Here is a 17,703-nt window from a genome sequence, read left to right as displayed (position 1 = left end):
TTACGGTATGACCGTCAATCCAGGACAGATCCCCCATGCGGCCGAGGCGCTGCCCGACGACCGCTTCCTCGACCGGGAGGAGAGCTGGCTCCGCTTCAACCAGCGTGTCCTGGAGTTGGCCGAGGACCCGAAGCTGCCGCTGCTCGAACGCGTCAGGTTCCTGTCCATCTTCGCGAGCAATCTGGACGAGTTCTTCATGGTCCGCGTCGCCGGGCTCGCCCGCCGGATGGCGACCGGGCTCGCCGTCCAGTCCGCCAGCGGCCGCCAGCCGCGCGAGGTGCTCCAGCGGACCGGCGAGGTCGCGCACGAGCTGATGGAACGGCACGCGGCGTGCTTCCGCGACGAGATCCGGCCCGCGCTCGGCGACGAGGGCGTCGACATCCTGCGCTGGGACGAGCTGGCCGAGACGGAACAGGAACGGCTGCGGCGGCTGTTCCGCGACCGGATCTACCCCGTCCTCACCCCGCTCGTCGTCGACTCCGCGCACCCGTTCCCGTACATCTCGGGCCTGTCGCTCAACCTCGCGGTGATCGTCCGCGATCCGGAGACGGACGCGACGATGTTCGCGCGGGTCAAGGTGCCGCCGCTGCTGCCCCGGTTCATCGAGGCGTCCCCCGACCGGTTCACGCCGCTGGAGGACGTCATCGCCGCCCATCTCGGCCAGCTTTTCACCGGGATGGAGGTCGTGGAGCACCACGCGTTCCGCGTCACCCGCAACCAGGACCTGGAGATCGACGAGGACATCAGCGAGGGGCTCCTCCAGGCGTTGGAACGGGAACTGCTGCGCCGCCGGTTCGGCCCGGTCGTCCGGCTGGAGGTCGAGGAGTCGATCTCCAGTGGCGTGCTGGACCTGCTCACGTCCGAGCTGGGCGTGGACGAGGGCCAGATCTACAGCGTCGTCGGGCCGCTCGACCTCGGCGGCCTGGCGTCCATCGCCGACCTCGACCGCCCGGAGTTGAAGTACCCCCCTTTCGTCCCGTCGAAGGAGGCGCTGCCGCAGGATGCGAGCGTCTTCAGCGCGATCCGTGACCGGGACGTGCTCGTTCACCACCCATACGACTCGTTCACCACGACCGTCCAGCGGCTGATCGAGGACGCCGCGGTCGACCCGCGCGTTCTGGCGATCAAGCAGACGCTGTACCGGACCAGCGGCGACTCCCCGATCGTGGACGCGCTGATGAGCGCCGCCGAGGCGGGCAAGCAGGTCGTGGTCGTCGTCGAGCTGAAGGCCAGGTTCGACGAGCGCGCCAACATCGCGTGGGCGCGGAAGCTGGAGACGGCCGGGTGCCACGTCGTGTACGGGTTCGTCGGGCTGAAGACGCACTGCAAGCTGGCGCTGATCGTCCGGCAGGACGGTGACGGCCAACTGCGCCGCTACTGCCACATCGGCACCGGCAACTACCATCCGAAGACCGCGCGACTGTACGAGGACTTCGGGCTCCTCACCGCCGACCCGGAGGTCGGGGAGGACGTCAGCGCGCTGTTCAACCACCTCACCGGCTACTCCCGGCAGGGCTCCTACCACCGGCTGCTCGTGGCGCCGAACAGCCTGCGGGCCGGGCTCGTGCAGCGGATCGAGCACGAGATCGACAACCGGCGGGCCGGGCATCCCGCCCGTATCCGGATCAAGTGCAACTCCCTGGTGGACGAGGTGATCATCGACGCGCTGTACCGGGCGTCGCGGGCCGGGGTGCCGGTGGACGTCTGGGTCCGCGGCATCTGCGCGCTGCGTCCGGGTGTGCCCGGACTCTCCGAGCTGATCCGGGTGCGCAGCGTCCTCGGCCGGTTCCTGGAACATTCCCGGGTGTTCGCGTTCGAGAACGGCGGTGAACCCGAGGTGTGGATCGGCAGCGCCGACCTCATGCACCGCAACCTGGACCGGCGCGTCGAGGCCCTCGTCACCGTGACGGATCGGGCGCAGCGCGGCGACCTGCTCGCCCTGCTGGACCGGGCCATGGACGACGGCACCGACGCCTGGGCGCTCGCCGGGGACGGCACGTGGACGCGGCTCACCGCCCGTCCCGGCGAGACCTTGCAGGACATCCAGACGCATCTCGTGAAGAGCCGCCGGTGGAGGACGGTCGATAACCAATGACGCCCCTGGAAGGGACGGCGGCGTCACAGCCCGCCGTCCGGGCGGCCGGTGTGCTGTTGTGGCGGGACGGCCCGGAGATCGCGGTGATCCACCGCCCCCGCTACGACGACTGGTCGTTCCCCAAAGGCAAGATCGACAAGGGTGAGCACGTGGTGCGGGCGGCCGTCCGCGAGACCGAGGAGGAGACGGGCATCGTCCCCCGCCTCGGCCGCAGGCTGCCCACCACCACCTATCCCGTCCGCGACCGGACGAAACAGGTCCACTACTGGGCGGCCCGCCCCGTCGCGGAAAGCGTGTTCATCCCGAACGAGGAGGTCGACGAGCTCGTCTGGCTGCCGCCCGCCGACGCCGAGGCGAGGCTCAGCTACGGCCACGACGTCGACCTGCTCCACGAGTTCCTGAACGGCCCGATGACCACCTCGCCGTTCGTGATCCTGCGGCACGCGTGCGCGGGGGAGAAGCTCGACTGGCGGGAGGCCGACGAGCTGCGCCCGCTGGACGCCACCGGCCGGACGGAGGCCGCGAACCTCGCCGGCCTTCTACACGCCTACGGCCCCGCCCGCCTCGTCAGCTCCGCGACGGCCCGCTGCGTCGAGACCGTCCTGCCGTACGCGCGCCTCACCCACGAACCCGTCGTCACGGACGCGGCGTTCACCGTCGGCGACACGAGCCCGGATCGGGCCGTCGAGCGGCTTCTCTCCCTGGTCGCGGACGGCGTCCCGACCATCGTGTGCACCCATGGCGAGGTCGTCTCCGCACTCGTCACGGGGCTGTGCAAGGAAATGGGGGAGAAGAGCCCGGACGACCCGAGCCTGCGCAAAGCCGAGTTCTGGGTGGCGCACCTGAGCGGCGGATCAATGGCCGCCCTGGAGCGCCACAGTCTCAGAACGACGGCCCAAGCGTCTGCGACCACGTAGTCGGCAGCAGGTCACGCGCCGCCTCCGCCTCGCATTCCTCCCTGCCGTAGAGGACGCCGAGCGTGAACGCCTCCGCCGGAATCCTGGTGCGCCTTCCCGCCGCCGCGAGATGCTCCATGGCGATCACACCGTCCTGGTATCCGCCGAGCACCTCCTGGATGCGCTTGGCGTCCTTGACCAGCCTCTTCGCCTCCACGCCGAGCACCGGAACCGCCAGCTCCGCCGCGTACCGGGCCCGCTTGGCGGCCTTGCGGGTGTCGTGCCGCGCCAGGTCGGGATCGTCTGACGTCTGGATCCTCGCGTAGTCCTTGGCCATCCGGGTCCAGGCCCGCGTGACGAGACCCGGCAGCTCCTTCCGTGCCTTCCGCTCGCCCGTCCTGGTCACGGGCGGATCGAGGATCAACCTGTCGAGCTCGTCGAGCAGGGCGAAATACCGCGGCTCCTTAAGACTGGCGTTCATCCTTCGGTAGGCCGACCGTTCCTGCCGTTGCAGATCCTCCAAAACGAACGCCGGTGCCTCCGCGAAACGCATCCGCAGAACCTCGCGGTCGCGCACCTCCCCGAGGACGGCGGCCAGCCAGCGCAGCTCCGGGCCCAGCGGGACCGTCCGCTCCGCGTCCAGAACCGACCGGTAGCTGCGCAGCGCGCTCCGCAACCGCCGCACCGCCACCCGCATCCGGTGGACGGCGTCGTCCTCCCCCAACCGCGCCTTCGGATCGAACTCGAAGACGGCCTCGACCTGCGCCGCGAGATAGGCCAGCACCACCTCCCCGGTCGTCACCACCGGGCCCTTCCCGTTGCTGGTGGCCGCCGCGATCCGCGCCCGCGCCGCCGCCCGCGCGGCCACGGCCGGCGACGGTACGACCGCCTGCCCGAGCAGCCGCCCCAGCTTGGACGACGACGCGGCCCTGCGCGCCCCGCCCTTGCGCAGCCGCTTGCCCACCGCCTTCAACAGCTCAGGCGGGCCGCTGCCCAGTTCGACCTCGATCTCCCGCCACTGCTCCGTACGCGTTCCCACCTGCCCCGTCACCAGGTCGTCGGCGATCTCCACCAGCGTGGTGCCGTCCGCGCCGAGCAACCGGACGACCGTCCTCCGCGTCGCCAACGTCGCGACGGGGCGCAGCTCCTCCCCGCGCGTGTACGCCGCGACCAGCCCCGACAGCCGCGCCGGGACGATCAGCGGACGTCCCAGCGGCGCCCGCAGTTCCTGCTTGCTGTCCGGCCCGGCGGGCATCTTCAGGTGCCAGCCCGCGTCCACTCCGCCCCGCCGTCGCCGCAGCGTGATGCCGTGCGCCGCGAGCCGTAGATCCGCGGTGTCGAAGTAGCCGGCGTGCAACTCGTGCACCTCCGGGGCCGCGGCCGACACCACGCCCGGCAATCCGTCCAGTTCCGGTAGGACGAACTCCGCGGCCGCGTCGTACTTCTGCTCAACCTCTAGATGCCTTTCGGCCACGCTCGGCTCCTCCAGTCAGACAACGGCGCACACCCCGTTGACCAGGATTCCACGACCGGGTGAACGACAACAGAAAGCTTTGAGCTCCGTTTAGCATGCGTGAGTGCGCACACTGGTTCTGTGGGACATCGATCACACCATCGTCAACGCGGGCGGCATCAGCGCCGAGATTTACGGGACAGTGTTCCACCGGTTCATCGGCCGTCCGCCATCGACGGTGGCGGCCATGGCCGGGCGCACCGACCTGGCCATCACCGCGGAGACCCTCCGCCGCAACGGCGTCGAACCGACACCCGCCCTGATGTCGTCCTTCACCGAGGCGCTCGCCGACGCGTTCACGGCCCGGCGGAAAGAAATGGCCGACCGCGGCCACGTCCTTCCCGGCGCGCGGGCCGCGCTGAAAGCCCTCTCCACCCGACCCGACGTGATCCAGTCGGCACTCACCGGCAACATGCGCCGGATAGCCATGTGCAAACTCGCGGCATTCGCGCTCATCGACTTCTTCGATCTGGACGCCGGCGCCTACGGCACGGACGGTATCGAACGCCCGCCCCTCGTAAAACTCGCCCAGGAACGCGCCGCCGGAAAATACGACGAAGTGTTCACCGCGTCCAACACCGTCCTGATCGGCGACACGCCCCACGACGTCCGCGCGGGCCACGAGGGCGGCGCCCACGTCGTCGCCGTGGCGACCGGCGCCACCTCCGCCGCCGACCTCCGCCTCTCCGGCGCGGAGGTCGTCCTCCCCGACCTCACCGACACCCCCACGGTCGTCCAGGCCATCCTCCGCGCCTGATCAGCGCCGCTGCCCTTGCGTGCCGAGGACGGCCTGGCAGGTGGTGGTGATGAGGTCGTCCACCTGGGGTGGCGGTGGACGGCCGTCGGCCAGGTGGCGTCGGACGGCGCCGTAGGGGACGTCCACCGTGGCGAAGACGAGTCGTTCCCGGTCGATGTCGGGGTGGCGGGCGGCGAAGGCGGTCAGGGCGTCCGTGGCCCGGGTGTTCAGGTCTTCGGTGAGTTCGGCGGGCCAGGACGCGGCCAGGTCTTGACGCCGGTAGAGGAGCAGCACCGCGGCCTCGTCCATGTGTCGGCGACACCACCGGGGTGTATGCAGCGCAGCAGTTTCAGGGTCGTCGTCGTCCAGGGCCGCGGCGAAGCCCTCCTGGAAGCGGCGCACGGTACGGGTCCAGAGGGTCGCCAGGAGCAGGTCGCGTGAGGGGAACCGGTGGTAGAGGGAGCCGGACGGTGCGCCCAGCCGCCTGGCGATCGCGGAGATCGTGACCGCGCCGGGCCCGGTCTCGGCCGTGATCGCCAGGGCCGCGTCGAGGATCTGGTCCCGGCTGAACTTGGCGGGTCTCCCCACGCGGACTCCCCTCGGGTGGTGCTAGATTCATTCTAGAACGGCTTCTCTAAAAAGGTGGTGCCCATGAGTGCCGACTCGGACGTCGTCGCCCGTTTCTACAGTGCCGCGCAGGCGGACGACGCGGCGGGGATCCTGGAGGTTCTCCATCCGCGGTTCGAGGCGCACACCGCGCCCGGCCTGCCGTGCGGGGCCGGTGGATCATTCCGGGGGCCGCGCGAGACGCTCGCCCGGGTGTGGGGAGCGGTGTTCGCCGAGTACGACACGTCCCCCTATGCGGAGACCTGGCACGAGACGACCGACGGCATGGTCGTGGTCACCGGCCGGTATCGGGGCCAGGCGCGTGCCACCGGACGGGCGTACGAGGCCGAGTTCGTCCACCTGTGGCGGGTGACCGACGGTCGGATCTCCTGGCTGCACCAGTACACCGACACCGTCCCCTGGCACGAGGCGCGGGAACCGGCCGCCTGAGGTCGGATCCGGGGCCGAGCGTCAGACGGGACCCCGGAGAGTGGTCACGCCTGGGAGTTGCGCGATCTCCCTGGGGTGGTGGCGGCTGATGTTGCGTTCCAGAAGCGCCAGCGATTCCTTGACGCCGACCGCGCCGGGCGCCATCTCGGGCAGCCGACCGTCGTCGCGCTTGAGCCGGAGCATGGCCTCGTCCATGGCGGTCTGCGCCGCGAACAGGCACGGGGTGCTGTAGATCGCGACGTTCACGCCGAGTTCGGCCAGCTCCGGCAGCGAAAGACGCGGTGATTTGCCCCCCGCGATCTGGTTGAACAGCAACGGCTTGTCGCCGATGACCTCGCGGACCCGCCGGATCCACTCGACGCTGCGGACACCGTCGATCAGGACGACGTCCGCGTCGGTGTGCGCCAGCGCCTTGGCGCGCAGCAGGACCTCCTCCTCGTCGGTGGCGTCGGTGCGGGCGACCACGACGAGATCACGCCGGGTCTTCAGCACCATGTCGAGCTTGGTCAGGTACTCGTCCAGCGGCAGGATCCGCTTGCCGTCGACGTGGCCGCAGCGTCGAGGCCGCTGCTGGTCCTCCAGGATCACACCGGACGCGCCGATCATTTCGAGGTGTTCGACGACGTGGCAGGCGACCTCCGGGTCACCGTAGCCGTCGTCGATGTCCACCAGCAGATGCGTGCCGGGAAAGGCGAGCCGCAGCCGCTGCACGAACGCCACCATGTCGGGCCAGGCGATGAACCCGATGTCGGGCAGCCCGTAGTGGGACGCCGCGAACCCGAAGCCCGACACGAAGAGCCCGTCGTAGTGCTTCGCGGCGACGGAGGCGGAGAACATGTCGAACACTCCGATCAGCGGAGTGACCCCGTCCGACAGGACCTCTCGTCGTAGCTCGGCTCCGTACTCCACCTTCGCCCTCCACGTCTGCGCCTTACCGTCCGTGCACAGTCACTCACGGTACGGGTAAAGAGGAAGGCGGCCCCGGCGATTCCGAAACTAAAGACGGGAGCCGTCGCCGTCGCGTGACGCCGGACCCTTCAGCCGTCGGTCAGGTGGTACTTCCTCTACCCGTAACCGGCTGACCTGCGGCGATTCGATCGAAGTTGCCCCTGATCAGGCAATAAGATGTTTGCTCACGTTGAGGACGACCACGGAAAGGGGGGCCGCCCTGCACCTGGCCGGGCGGCTCCGTAGCCTCGTCGGGGACCTTCGCGGCCTCGCCGGTGAGGTCGGTGAGCCGCTCGCGTCCAGGATCCGTGCTATCCCGGTAGAGCCGTTCCCCGTCGACTACACCGGTTGACCCCTGAGTAAGACTGGCGCCCCGTCTCCCTCACGAAGAGGGGGACGGGGCGCCGGTGCATCGCAGGGTCAGCGTAGCCCGCTCAAGGCCGCTCGTCCCATCGATCCAGGAGTTTCCGCACCGCGGGCACGTCGCGGTACTGGGCGAATCGTGCGCGGACCACCGCGGCCCGCCTGTCTGTGCGGTCGCTGGCGACGTCGGCCGACAGTTCCAGCATTCGGGCGGCGACGTCGGCCGCCTGTTCGGGCTCGTTGGCATCTGTGAGGGCGACCGCCAGCCACGACAGGTACAGCGACAGTTCGCGGGAGTGTGTGACGTCGTAGCGACTGAGCACGTCGACCAACAACGGGACGGCGCGCAGGGGGCGGCGCAACTCGGTGTATGCCCGCGCCTCCATCACCTGGAGTTCCCCATGATCGACCCAGTACAGATACCCGGGGTCGCCTCCGCCGCCGTCGTCCTGGTCGAGCGCATCGCGTGCTTCGCCCAGCGCGGTCATCGCCTTCTGAGCGTCCTGAGCGCGCGCATGAGCCCACGCGATGCGGTCCCAGGCCAACGCTCGTGCCCGTGGCGGAGCATCCGGCCCGGCGGCCTTGAGCGCCTCGCAGGCCAGTTGAACACCCTGACCCGGGTCGCCGATGTTCGTGGTCTGGTAGGCCAGGGATCCGAGCAGGTTGGAGACGAGCGGCCCGTCTCCGGCCTCGCGTGCCGCGTCGATTCCGAGCCGGTACGTGGTGGCGGCGCGTTCGTGCTGGCCCGCGTCGCTGGCGACCCATCCCGCGATCTGAGCGAACTCGCCGATCACCGAGAGCAGCTTCCGGCCGGTCCGCTCGCCGTGCGCGGTGTTCCGGTAGATCCGTAGTGCGCTGTCCAACTCGCGGAACGCCGGGTTGATCAGGTCCCGCCCGGCGAGGACATCATCGGCGAGTCGCAGCCCATGCACCCGTGCGGCCAGATCCGCCACGATGCTTGAACCCATCTGCCGCCCGGTGACGGCAGCGAGAACCGCTTGCAGGTCTCCCGGGGGCATCTGCTCCGCCGCGCTCGGTTCCGCCTGCTCAGACTCCCGGAACAGTTCGTCTTCGGGAACCTCCAGGGCGGCGGCCCACAGCAGTCGGTAGCGGGGTCCTACCGCATGTTCGCCGGCCTCGTGCCCGCGGATGATTCGCTCGATGTCGCGCAGTTTGGGGAGGCGCGTAGCGATGCGTTCGGGTGCGACATCGCGGAACCTTTCGGCGAGATCTGCGACAACTAGCCCGCGCGCCTTTCGGGTGGCGCGCAGGCGCGCGCCGATACGGGCGTTTTCGGCTGACATGTTGCGATGCACCTCGGCCGGATATCCGCAGATACGAGGCTCGTATCTGCGCCTAGCCGTGATTATCACGCTGACGTGTGGCACCCGCCACAGATTCACTAACAGTGACCGAAGCACCGCCCAGCAGAACGGCCCCGGCCGGCGCGCGAACGCCGGGAGTTCCGGGGCCTAACCGGAAACGAGGTCCGGCTGTGAACACGGTACCGATGCCCGATCCACACCCGCACGCCTACAGCCGTTTGTACCAACTGCGAGAGGCCATGGCGGCCAAGGGCTTCGCGGTCGAGCTGTCCGGCTACGTGCTGACCGTCGTCGCGCCGGTGGACCACGGGCCGCGCTTCATGGAAGAGGTCACCTGTCGGCCTCGCAGGGACGACGGGAACCGGCCGTGGTTTTTCGACTCGCGAGGCAAGCCGATCGTCGAGGCCGACCACATCACCGATGCCATGGTCGCGCTCTCCGGGATGCTGAGGCCGACGCCATGAGGCTCACGCCCGACGAGCAGCGCGAGCACGACCGGGACCTGGGGAAGGCGGTCGCGGCATACATGCGCTGGCTGGACGAGATCGTCCCCGAGTCGCAGTACGGTCCGGACAAGCGTGAGGACACGGACCGGACCGCCCATCTCGACAACATCCTCAACGACGCACTCGCCCGCCGCCGTGAGCGCGTGCGCCGGTCGGGCGCACCGTAGACCGGGGCGGCGCCCGGGTTCTGGGCGCCGTCCATGAGCCCGGACATGATCGCCCGCCCGGACGGCTCCAGCGGCTTGAGGTCGACGGCCATCGGCACCTGCCACAGCTACGGGCCGCCTCCGACGCCATGCCGCCCGATCGCGTGCAGCTTCGCCCAGGTCGGAGCTAGTTAGAGTTTTGACAAGCCGTGGACCCCTAGTTAGATTTCAGGTATGCCGCCACGGATGACGTTGCAGACCCAGCTGGTGCTGCAGGCGCTCCTGCGCAACCCGGCGCGGGAGCTGTACGGCCGGGAGTTGGCCGAGGAGACCGGGCTGATGCCCGGCACCACCCACCCGATCCTGCTACGACTGGAGAAGGAAGGGTGGATCACCTCCCGCAAGGAGGACATCGACCCGCACGTCGAAGGGCGCCCGGCCCGCCGCTACTACCGCTTCACCGCAGGTGGCGCCGCCCAGGCCAGCGCCGCGCTGGCCGTCGCCCGCCGCCCCCGCCGCGCCGCGCTGCGCGACCTGGCCGAAGAAGGCGGGGGAGCCTGATGTCCCCCAACGATCGAGGTGCCATCGTCGCCCTTTTCGGCAGCGTCGTCATCGGCAGCGTCGGTGTCGTCGTCTACGACGGTGTCGTCGGCGGCGTCGGTAGCAGCGTCGTCGGCTTCATGGTCGGCGTTCTTTTCGACAGCAGGTTAGGGAGAATCCCCAGCATCTTCTGTGCGGGGACGGGGCGTCGTCTGTGGGGGTGGTCGGGGCGGCGCCGGAAGGTGGTCGTGCCGGGCGGGCGGCTGGTGCGGGTCGCGGCGGCGTTGATGGCGCCGCAGGCCCGGCGGCGGTGGCTGGAGGACGTCGAGATCACGCTTCACGACTTTGCGCCCGAGCAGCACCGGGCGCTGCTGCGCGACTTCCTGGTTCACGCCCCGGCCGTCATCGTCGTCGGCTGGGCGGCCTGGGCGGGACGGTTGCCGTACGCGCTGGCAGGCATCCGGCGCCGTCCCGCGGGACCGCGCCGATGAGCGCCCGCGTCCCTGCCTCCGCCCCTGTCCACACGGCACCGTCCGGCGGTCCTCCCGATGGCCGTCGGCCCGGTCGACGGGCCTCGTTCGGACTGGCCGCCACCCTGCTGGCCGTCCCGGTCGCGGTGATGCTGCTCAACCCGCGGCTCGCCGTCGTCCTGTACGTCGCCGAGTTCGCGGTGATGCTGCTGATGCTGCTCACCGCGGTCTACGCCCCCTACCCGGTGTGCGAGCGCGCGTTCCGGCTGCTGCGCTGGATGACCGGGCAGCCCGAGCCGGCCCCGCCGACCGTGCCGTCCCCCCGTCCGGCACCTCGCGAGCCGCGGTCCTGACCCCGGGAGGACGCGCCCCCGGGCCGTCCAGAGCAGCGCGCCGGGGTGTCCGGTTTCGGGATTCTTCGTCTGGCGTGGCGGCCCGTTCCTAGAGGCTCGACAACCCTCAGCCGTCGGTCAGGTGGTACTTCATGCCCATGTGGGAGGGGCGGAAGCCGATCTTCTGGTAGAAGCGGATGGCGTCGGGGCGCTGGCGGTCGGTGGTGAGTTGGACGACGCGGCAGCCCCGGGCCCGCGCCCGGTCGATGGCCCAAGTGATCATTTTCTGGCCGAGGCCGATGCCGCGGTGGTCGGCGGCCACGCGGACGCCCTCGATCTGGGCGCGTTCGGCGCCGGTGTAGGTGAGGCCGGGGATGTAGGTCAGTTGCAGCGTGCCCGCGATCCGGCCGGCGACCTCGGCGACGATCACCGTGTTGTTGGGGTCCTTCGCGATCGTCGCGAAGGCGGAGAAGTAGGCGTCCGGAATCTCGTCGCCCGGAGTTTCGCGGGTCGCTCCGAGGGGATCGTCGGCGAGTAGCCGGACGATCTGGGGCAGGTCGTCGACCGTCGCCTCGCGGAAGGTCACTTCTTGATCACGCTGCACGCCTCACAGGCTATCCGGACGCTAACTTGCAAGGTTCACGAACGTCTTGTAGTACTACGGGTTGTAGTACTACGTTGAGTTCAGACGATCCGACCGATGGACTGCGGGTGGTCTCCTAGCCGCGCAGGGAGAAGCCAATGCACAACACCGAGAACGAGGAACACTGGAGCGACCACGCCATCTGTCGCGGTGCCGACCCCGACCTGTTCTTCCCGATCGGCTACTCCGCGCCCGTGCTCAAGGCGCAGGAGGACGCGGCCAAGGCGATCTGCGCCAACTGCCCGGTGAAGGCCGACTGCCTCGCCTGGGCGCTGCGGGTGGGCGAGCCCGACGGCATCTGGGGCGGCACCACGCCCGAGGAGCGCCGCTACCTGCGTCGGACGGCCGACGCCCCCGAGCGGCGGCCCCTCCCCGTCATCGTCGTCCGGGGTGACGCCTCGGAGTCGGAGCACGCGTCCGCCGCCTAGCAGGCACCTTCTGGACGTTCCACGCGTTGACCGTGCAGGGGAACCCAGAACTACGGTGGACTGATATGAGCTATCCCCCCGACAGGCAACGTTCCACAGGGCTGGCCAAGCACGGGGCGCGTGCGCTCTCGGCGGCCGTCCTGATCGGTTTCATGACCGTGGCCATGTGGGTCCTGGAGACGGTCGACTACTCGGCCAACGGGTGGTTGGACCGGTTCGGGATCCAGCCTAGGGACGTCGGCGACCTTCCGGACATCTTCACCGCGCCGTTCATGCACGGCGGGTTCGGGCACCTGATGGCCAACACGATCCCGTTCGTGATCCTCGGGTTCATCGCGGCGGCCCGGGGCGTGCCCAAGTTCCTGGCGGCGAGCTTGATCGTCATCGTGGTCGGCGGGCTCGGCGTGTGGTTCACCGGCTCCGCCAACACCCTCGGATCCAGCATCCTGATCTTCGGCTTCTTCGGTTACCTGCTGGGCCGCGGGATCTTCGAGCGGCGGGTCGCCGACCTCGTCATCGCCGTCGCGGTCGTCGCCGTGTACGGGACGATGCTGCTCGGCGTCCTGCCCGGCGAGCCCGGCATCTCCTGGCAGGGCCACCTGTTCGGGCTGATCGGCGGTGTCCTCGGCGCCTGGTTCCTGCGCCGCCGCGCTAGCTCGGCCTGACGGTCACGTCGGAGACCACGGCGTCGCGCGGCGTCTCCAGGGCGGAGACGAGGACGCGGGCCACCGTGGTCGGGGCGGCGAAGTCGTCCTCGGCATAGGGGTGGCCTTCCTGCGCGCGGACCTTCCGCTGCATCTCGGTGGCCGTCCGCCCCGGGTAGACGGTCGTGACACGCAGGGACGGCTCCTCGGCGCGCAACGAGTCGGCTAGGGCCCGCAGGCCGAACTTGCTCGCCGCGTACGCCGACCACTCCGGGTTGGCGCGCAGGCCCGCGGTCGAGTTGACGAAGACGACGTGTCCTTCGGCGGCGCGCAGAGCGGGCAGGAGCAGGCGGGTCATCTCGGCGGCGGACACCAGGTTCACCGAAAGGTGCTGGATCCACTCGACCGCCTCCATGTCGGCGACCGGCGCGAGGTGCACCATGCCCGCCGCGTGGACGACGCCGTCCAGCCGCGCCGGAAGCCCGGCCGCCGCGAGGGACGCCTCGATGCGCAGCGGCTCCGTCAGGTCCAGCGGGATCGTGGTGACGGACGCGTTCCGCCGCCCGGACATGACCGCGCCCGGATCGATGACCTGGGTGGGGGCGTGCGCGGCGCCGCGCAGCCGCGCGGCCAGCCGGTCGAGGCGTTCGGCGGAACGGCCGGTGAGGACGAGGTCATGCCCGCGTTCGCGGAGCAGCTCGGCGACGGCCGTTCCGATACCGCCGGTCGCCCCCGTGATCAGATACGTGCCCATGGCGTTCCATTCTGGTCGGTCCCCTATCGAAGTGGACGCCGGGGCCCGTCCGCGGGTTCAGATCAATTGGACGCGGGTCGCAGTACGCGCGTCGCGCCCGCGATGAGCGCGGTGGCGAGGACCCAGCCCGTCGTGACGAGCCCGTACGCCACCCACCGGGACCAGTTCACGGCGTCGTACGACAGTTGCTGCCCGAACGTGTCGAGCGGTATCAGCAGGTCCAGCGTGTAGATCAGCGCGTGGAAGGCGGGCAGCTCGTCCTTCGGTTTGACGGGACGCGGTTCCTCGATGGAGAACACGGTCGTCCCGATGGCGAGGAGCGCCGCGAACCAGGCCGCCGCGAGCCACGGCCGGTATCCGTACCCGACCGTCCAGTCGAGGAGCCGGTTGTACACCCGCCCGACCGGGTGCAGGCCGCGGCGCCGGGCGCGGAGCTTGGCGAGCTGCACCTTGCGGGCGAGGTCGTCGTGGCCGATGCCGTGATACCAGGCGGCGAGCTGCTCGTACGGCTGGAGGTGGAACTCGGGGTCGCGGGACACCCAGCTCAGCCGGTCCTTGAACTCCGCGCCGCGCAGCGTCTCGTACGTCATGCCGTTCAGGTAGAGCTCGTCCGGCCATACGTGCGCCCGGTCCATGATCAGGGAGATGCGGGAGTACGACAGCGACACCCGGCCATTGATCTTCTCCGTGGGCATCAGCAGCAGTTCGTCGGCCTGCATGTGGCTGGCGTGCAGCGCCATGCGGGCGGGGTCGCCGGAGTCGAGACGCGCCCGGGAGAACGACAGGATGCCGTTGAACCGGCTGCTGCGCAGCCGCATGGTCCCGACCGCGGTGAAGCCCCGGCTGAACTCGGCGGCGTCCTCGACGACCATGTTCTGCCCGTCGAGGGCGATGCGGCCGGGGTTGCTGAGCGTCGTGCCCTCCATGAACAGCCCGCCGTTGATCCGCGCCCCCACGAGCCGGACCCCGCCAGTGATCCGCGCGTCGCGGACGAACGCGCCGACGTCCACGACGAGACCACCGCTGAAGAAGGCCCACTTGTCCGGGTCGGTCACGGTGATCTCGATGCCGTTCATCCGCAGCCCACCGCTGATCTGGGCGCGCGGCAGCCGTACCTCGCCGTCGACGACCGAGCCCGACAGGCTGACATAGCCGTCGGCGCGGAGGCCGCCGCCGTCGAACCCCGGCATCCGGCAGTCGGAGAACCGGAGCTGGCGGGTCTCGGCGTTGGAGAAGTCGGGTTCCTCGACGAGCCGGCACTGTTCCAGCCGTAGCTCGTGCTCGACCGTCCCGCCTGAGACGTCGATCCGTCCCAGCACGTAGGCGCCGCGCAGGCGGACCGCGGCCACGCAGCCGGGGCGCGCCTCGCCCGCGCCGAGGAGCAGTTGGGTGATGATCTCGGCGCGGATCATCCGTTCGGGGAGCGGCCCGGCGGGACGGTCCTCGCCGAGGACGACGGTGGTGCCGGTCGAGAACGCGGCCCAGAGGCGACGTTCGGCGTTGTTGAGGCCGGGGGGCTGGGGCACGGACCCTCTCTCCAGATGGAGGTCCCCTCCACGATCGACCTCGCGGAGGGGACCTCACGGACGGTCAGAAGAAGCCGCGGCGGCGTCCGGCGGCCTGGAGGAAGCCGTCGAGCTCCTGCTCCCAGTTGGTGTTCTCGACGGTCGCGTAGTCGACGGTGAACCGGCTGAACGCGTCCTGGCCCTCGGTGAACGCGCCACCCCGCTTGTCCAGCTCCAGCACGACCTCCATCGACTGCGGGTACGACACGAACGTCACTTCAAGCTGCTTGATGCCGCGTGCGTACCTGCTCGGCGGATAGAACTCGATCTCCTGGTAGAAGGGCAGTTCCTGGTGGACGCCCCAGATGCGGCCCTTCTCGCAGTCGGCGTTGCGGAACTGGAAGCCGAGGTTGGAGAACGCCGCCAGGATGCGCTCCTGCGCGGGCAGCGGGTGGATGGCGATCGGGTCGAGGTCGCCCGGGTCGAGCGCGCCCGCGACCTCCAGGTCGGTGGCGAGCCCGACCGTGGTGCCGTGCAACGGGTGCCCGTACATGTGCGTGAGAGGCGCCTCCCACGGGATGGGGAACTGGAACGGGATGCTGTACCGGGCGCCGTCGTCGAGCTCGAAGGCTCCCGCCACCTGGAGCTTCGAGTACTCCAGGTTGGTGGTGTACTCGTTGTCGCCGGACTCGATCTCGACTTTGGTGCGCAGCGCGAGGTTGACCGCCTTGATGTCGGAGTCGTGCTGGCCGCCGATGATGGCGATCTCACCGGTGATGACACCACCGGGCGTGGTGTTGGGGTCGTGCAACGTCGTTTCGATCGATGGGCCGCCGATGCCCATCGCCTTGCGGATCTTCTTGAAGACCAAGGTCCGTCCTCCCGTGTCCGAGCACCTCGGGCGCTCTCTCGTCCCATAGACGCTGTTACGGGAGATTACGTTCCTCAATCCGCTTCTGACCTGCGAAACGCCGGGCCGACCGGTGTTCGGTGTCCGGTGTTCAGTGTCCGCCGCCCGCGAGATTGAGGCCGACGACGCCGATGACGATGAACGCCAGCGCGGCGATCCTGAGGGCGGAGACCTGGTCGCCGAGGACGAGCATGCCCAGCGTCGCCGTCCCGACCGCGCCGATGCCGACCCACACCGCGTAGGCGGTGCCGACGTCGAGGTTCTTCAACGCCAGGCTGAGGAGGCCGAAACTGGTCACGGCGAAGACGAGGAAACCGACGGACGGCAGGGGCTCGGTGAAGCCCCTGGCGCCCTTCAGGCACAGGGCCATCGCGACCTCGAAGAGGCCGGCGGCGATGACGAGGATCCAGGCCATGGTGCTCTCCCGGTGAACGAGACGACTGCTGTCACGCGCCGTCTTCGCCTACCGGGTACGACGCACCTCGTCCGGGAGGGCCGACCATGGCCCTCGTCCGCCTCAACGGCCCTGTGCCACGGGGGAATTCCCCCGAACGGTCAGGACCTGCCGAGCGCGCGGTACTCCCAGCCCGCCGCGCGCCACTGCTCGGCGTCGAGGGCGTGGCGTCCGTCCACGATCCGCTTGTGCTTGACGACCTTGGCCAGCGCCTCCGGGTCGATCTCCCGGAAGTCCGACCACTCGGTGAGCAGCACGACGACGTCGGCGTCCTGGGCCACGTCGAACGCGCTGTCGCCGTACCGCAGCTCGGGGAACGCCCGGCGCGCGTTGTCGAGCGCCGCCGGGTCGAAGACCCGTACCCGGCCGCCGAGCCCGTGCATGGTGCGCGCCACGTCCAGCGCCGGCGCGTCCCGGATGTCGTCGGAGTTCGGCTTGAACGCCGCGCCCCAGGCCGCGATCCGCTTGCCGGAGATCCCGCCGAGCATCTCCCGGACCAGGTCGACGGTGCGGGCCCGGCGGCGCCGGTTGATGTCGTCGACCTCGCGCAGGAACGACACCGCCTGCCCGACGCCGATCTCCTCGGCGCGGTGCGCGAACGCGCGGATGTCCTTGGGCAGGCAGCCGCCGCCGAAGCCGAGACCCGGCTTGAGGAACTTGCCGCCGATCCGGTCGTCGAGGGCGAGGGAGTCGGCGAGGTCCTTGATGTCGGCGCCGACCGCCTCGCACACCTCCGCCATGGCGTTGATGTAGGAGATCTTGGTGGCGAGGAAGGAGTTGGCGGCGACCTTCACCAGCTCGGCGGTGGCGAGGTCGGTCCGCACCACCGGGGTGCCGAGGTCAAGGACGGGCTGGTAAGCGGCCCGCAGCTGCTCCTCGGCCCACGCGGACGCGACACCGAACACCAACCGGTCGGGACGCATCGTGTCGTCGACGGCGAAGCCCTCGCGGAGGAACTCGGGGTTCCACGCCAGCTCCACCTCGTCGCCCGCGGGCGCCAGGCTCTGGACCACCTCGGTGAGCCGTTTGGCCGTGCCGACCGGCACCGTCGATTTGCCGACGACCAGCGCGCGGCGGTTCAGGTGGGGCGCCAGGGAACGGAAGGCGGCGTCGACGTAGGTGAGGTCCGCGGCGTCCGAACCCGCCATCTGCGGGGTGCCCACGCAGACGAAATGGACGTCGCCGAACTCGCCGGCCTCCTCGAAGGAGGTGCCGAAACGCAGCCGTCCCGACTCCAGGGCCTTGGTGAGCAACTCCGGAAGTCCGGGCTCGAAGAACGGGACCTCACCGGACGCCAACTTGTCGATCTTGCCCTGGTCGACGTCCACACCGAGTACTTCATAACCGAGCACGGCCATGCAGATGGCGTGCGTGGCGCCGAGGTACCCCGTTCCGATGACGGTCAGCCTCGGAAGCTCCGTCGTGTTCATTGCTCCTCC

The 17,703-nt window shown here is 69.9% G+C and carries 21 protein-coding genes and 1 riboswitch; of the genes, 11 read left to right on the top strand and 10 right to left on the bottom strand.

Going from position 1 to position 17,703, the window contains the following annotated elements; genetic code table 11:
- Positions 1 to 7 precede the first annotated feature (7 nt).
- Together D0T12_RS28435 and D0T12_RS28430 are read left to right on the top strand one after the other, a co-directional pair.
- Entirely contained in the window at positions 8 to 2,095 is a 2,088-nt protein-coding gene (locus D0T12_RS28435; protein WP_117403310.1) for an RNA degradosome polyphosphate kinase, read from the top strand.
- Positions 2,092 to 3,012 carry an NUDIX hydrolase gene (locus D0T12_RS28430; RefSeq protein WP_117403308.1) on the top strand — a complete coding sequence of 307 codons (921 nt, stop codon included), beginning with the start codon at positions 2,092 to 2,094 and terminating at the stop codon, positions 3,010 to 3,012. Before D0T12_RS28435 ends, D0T12_RS28430 begins: the two co-directional genes overlap by 4 nt.
- Here the strand turns inward: D0T12_RS28430 and D0T12_RS28425 are convergent.
- On the bottom strand, positions 2,978 to 4,465 hold the full coding sequence (locus tag D0T12_RS28425; protein WP_117403306.1) for a CYTH and CHAD domain-containing protein: 1,488 nt from the start codon (positions 4,463 to 4,465) through the stop codon (positions 2,978 to 2,980). The genes D0T12_RS28430 and D0T12_RS28425 overlap by 35 nt on opposite strands.
- 103 nt (positions 4,466 to 4,568) lie before the next feature.
- On the opposite strand from D0T12_RS28425, the gene D0T12_RS28420 reads away from it, so the two are divergent.
- Positions 4,569 to 5,261: an HAD family hydrolase gene (locus D0T12_RS28420; protein ID WP_117403304.1), complete on the top strand. Its 693-nt coding sequence runs from the start codon at positions 4,569 to 4,571 to the stop codon at positions 5,259 to 5,261.
- Here the strand turns inward: D0T12_RS28420 and D0T12_RS28415 are convergent, their stop codons facing one another.
- Entirely contained in the window at positions 5,262 to 5,828 is a 567-nt protein-coding gene (locus D0T12_RS28415; RefSeq protein ID WP_117403302.1) for a TetR/AcrR family transcriptional regulator, read from the bottom strand.
- A 63-nt stretch (positions 5,829 to 5,891) separates the two neighbouring features.
- Between D0T12_RS28415 and D0T12_RS28410 the strand changes: the two genes are divergently transcribed.
- Positions 5,892 to 6,296 (top strand): nuclear transport factor 2 family protein, encoded by a 405-nt coding sequence (locus D0T12_RS28410; protein WP_117403300.1) that lies wholly within the window; start codon positions 5,892 to 5,894, stop codon positions 6,294 to 6,296.
- A gap of 21 nt (positions 6,297 to 6,317) precedes the next feature.
- Here the strand turns inward: D0T12_RS28410 and D0T12_RS28405 are convergent, their stop codons facing one another.
- Positions 6,318 to 7,205, bottom strand: a complete 888-nt coding sequence (locus tag D0T12_RS28405; protein ID WP_117403298.1) for an isocitrate lyase/PEP mutase family protein — start codon at positions 7,203 to 7,205, stop codon at positions 6,318 to 6,320.
- A 473-nt stretch (positions 7,206 to 7,678) separates the two neighbouring features.
- Positions 7,679 to 8,911, bottom strand: a complete 1,233-nt coding sequence (locus D0T12_RS28400; RefSeq protein WP_117403513.1) for a helix-turn-helix domain-containing protein — start codon at positions 8,909 to 8,911, stop codon at positions 7,679 to 7,681.
- Between the two features lie 260 nt (positions 8,912 to 9,171).
- On the opposite strand from D0T12_RS28400, the gene D0T12_RS28395 reads away from it, so the two are divergent.
- From D0T12_RS28395 to D0T12_RS28375, 5 genes are all read left to right on the top strand, one after another.
- Positions 9,172 to 9,396 carry a hypothetical protein gene (locus tag D0T12_RS28395; protein ID WP_147339667.1) on the top strand — a complete coding sequence of 75 codons (225 nt, stop codon included), beginning with the start codon at positions 9,172 to 9,174 and terminating at the stop codon, positions 9,394 to 9,396.
- A complete protein-coding gene (locus D0T12_RS28390; RefSeq protein ID WP_117403295.1) occupies positions 9,393 to 9,605 on the top strand; it encodes a hypothetical protein in 213 nt (70 codons plus the stop codon). The genes D0T12_RS28395 and D0T12_RS28390 overlap by 4 nt, the downstream gene beginning before the upstream one ends.
- A 225-nt stretch (positions 9,606 to 9,830) precedes the next feature.
- A complete protein-coding gene (locus tag D0T12_RS28385; RefSeq protein WP_117403293.1) occupies positions 9,831 to 10,145 on the top strand; it encodes a PadR family transcriptional regulator in 315 nt (104 codons plus the stop codon).
- Complete coding sequence (locus D0T12_RS28380) at positions 10,145 to 10,615, top strand: hypothetical protein (RefSeq protein ID WP_117403291.1); 471 nt, start codon at positions 10,145 to 10,147, stop codon at positions 10,613 to 10,615. The genes D0T12_RS28385 and D0T12_RS28380 overlap by 1 nt, the downstream gene beginning before the upstream one ends.
- The gene (locus D0T12_RS28375) at positions 10,612 to 10,947 is read left to right on the top strand and encodes a hypothetical protein (protein WP_117403288.1); all 336 of its coding nucleotides are present in this window, start codon (positions 10,612 to 10,614) and stop codon (positions 10,945 to 10,947) included. The genes D0T12_RS28380 and D0T12_RS28375 overlap by 4 nt, the downstream gene beginning before the upstream one ends.
- A gap of 106 nt (positions 10,948 to 11,053) precedes the next feature.
- Here the strand turns inward: D0T12_RS28375 and D0T12_RS28370 are convergent, their stop codons facing one another.
- The gene (locus tag D0T12_RS28370; protein WP_117403286.1) at positions 11,054 to 11,512 is read right to left on the bottom strand and encodes a GNAT family N-acetyltransferase; all 459 of its coding nucleotides are present in this window, start codon (positions 11,510 to 11,512) and stop codon (positions 11,054 to 11,056) included.
- A 155-nt stretch (positions 11,513 to 11,667) separates the two neighbouring features.
- Between D0T12_RS28370 and D0T12_RS28365 the strand changes: the two genes are divergently transcribed.
- Positions 11,668 to 11,997 (top strand): WhiB family transcriptional regulator, encoded by a 330-nt coding sequence (locus D0T12_RS28365; RefSeq protein ID WP_117403284.1) that lies wholly within the window; start codon positions 11,668 to 11,670, stop codon positions 11,995 to 11,997.
- Between the two features lie 65 nt (positions 11,998 to 12,062).
- Positions 12,063 to 12,662 carry a rhomboid family intramembrane serine protease gene (locus D0T12_RS28360; protein WP_117403282.1) on the top strand — a complete coding sequence of 200 codons (600 nt, stop codon included), beginning with the start codon at positions 12,063 to 12,065 and terminating at the stop codon, positions 12,660 to 12,662.
- Here the strand turns inward: D0T12_RS28360 and D0T12_RS28355 are convergent.
- The 5 genes from D0T12_RS28355 to D0T12_RS28335 all read right to left on the bottom strand — a co-directional run bounded on the left by D0T12_RS28355 (position 12,649) and on the right by D0T12_RS28335 (position 17,694).
- Positions 12,649 to 13,395 carry an SDR family oxidoreductase gene (locus tag D0T12_RS28355; RefSeq protein WP_117403280.1) on the bottom strand — a complete coding sequence of 249 codons (747 nt, stop codon included), beginning with the start codon at positions 13,393 to 13,395 and terminating at the stop codon, positions 12,649 to 12,651. The genes D0T12_RS28360 and D0T12_RS28355 overlap by 14 nt on opposite strands.
- Positions 13,396 to 13,457: 62 nt before the next feature.
- Positions 13,458 to 14,921 (bottom strand): translocation/assembly module TamB domain-containing protein, encoded by a 1,464-nt coding sequence (locus tag D0T12_RS28350; protein WP_117403278.1) that lies wholly within the window; start codon positions 14,919 to 14,921, stop codon positions 13,458 to 13,460.
- A 64-nt stretch (positions 14,922 to 14,985) separates the two neighbouring features.
- Entirely contained in the window at positions 14,986 to 15,771 is a 786-nt protein-coding gene (locus tag D0T12_RS28345) for a sporulation protein (RefSeq protein ID WP_117403276.1), read from the bottom strand.
- A 130-nt stretch (positions 15,772 to 15,901) separates the two neighbouring features.
- Complete coding sequence (locus D0T12_RS28340; RefSeq protein WP_117403275.1) at positions 15,902 to 16,225, bottom strand: DMT family transporter; 324 nt, start codon at positions 16,223 to 16,225, stop codon at positions 15,902 to 15,904.
- Positions 16,226 to 16,257: 32 nt separating this feature from the next.
- Positions 16,258 to 16,323, bottom strand: a riboswitch (guanidine-III (ykkC-III) riboswitch).
- Positions 16,324 to 16,365: 42 nt separating this feature from the next.
- On the bottom strand, positions 16,366 to 17,694 hold the full coding sequence (locus D0T12_RS28335; RefSeq protein ID WP_117403274.1) for a UDP-glucose dehydrogenase family protein: 1,329 nt from the start codon (positions 17,692 to 17,694) through the stop codon (positions 16,366 to 16,368).
- Between the last annotated feature and the right edge of the window lie 9 nt (positions 17,695 to 17,703).

It is taken from the genome of Actinomadura spongiicola (genome assembly GCF_003432485.1).
GTDB lineage: Bacteria > Actinomycetota > Actinomycetes > Streptosporangiales > Streptosporangiaceae > Spirillospora > Spirillospora spongiicola.
This window is presented reverse-complemented; position numbering and strand designations above follow the sequence as displayed.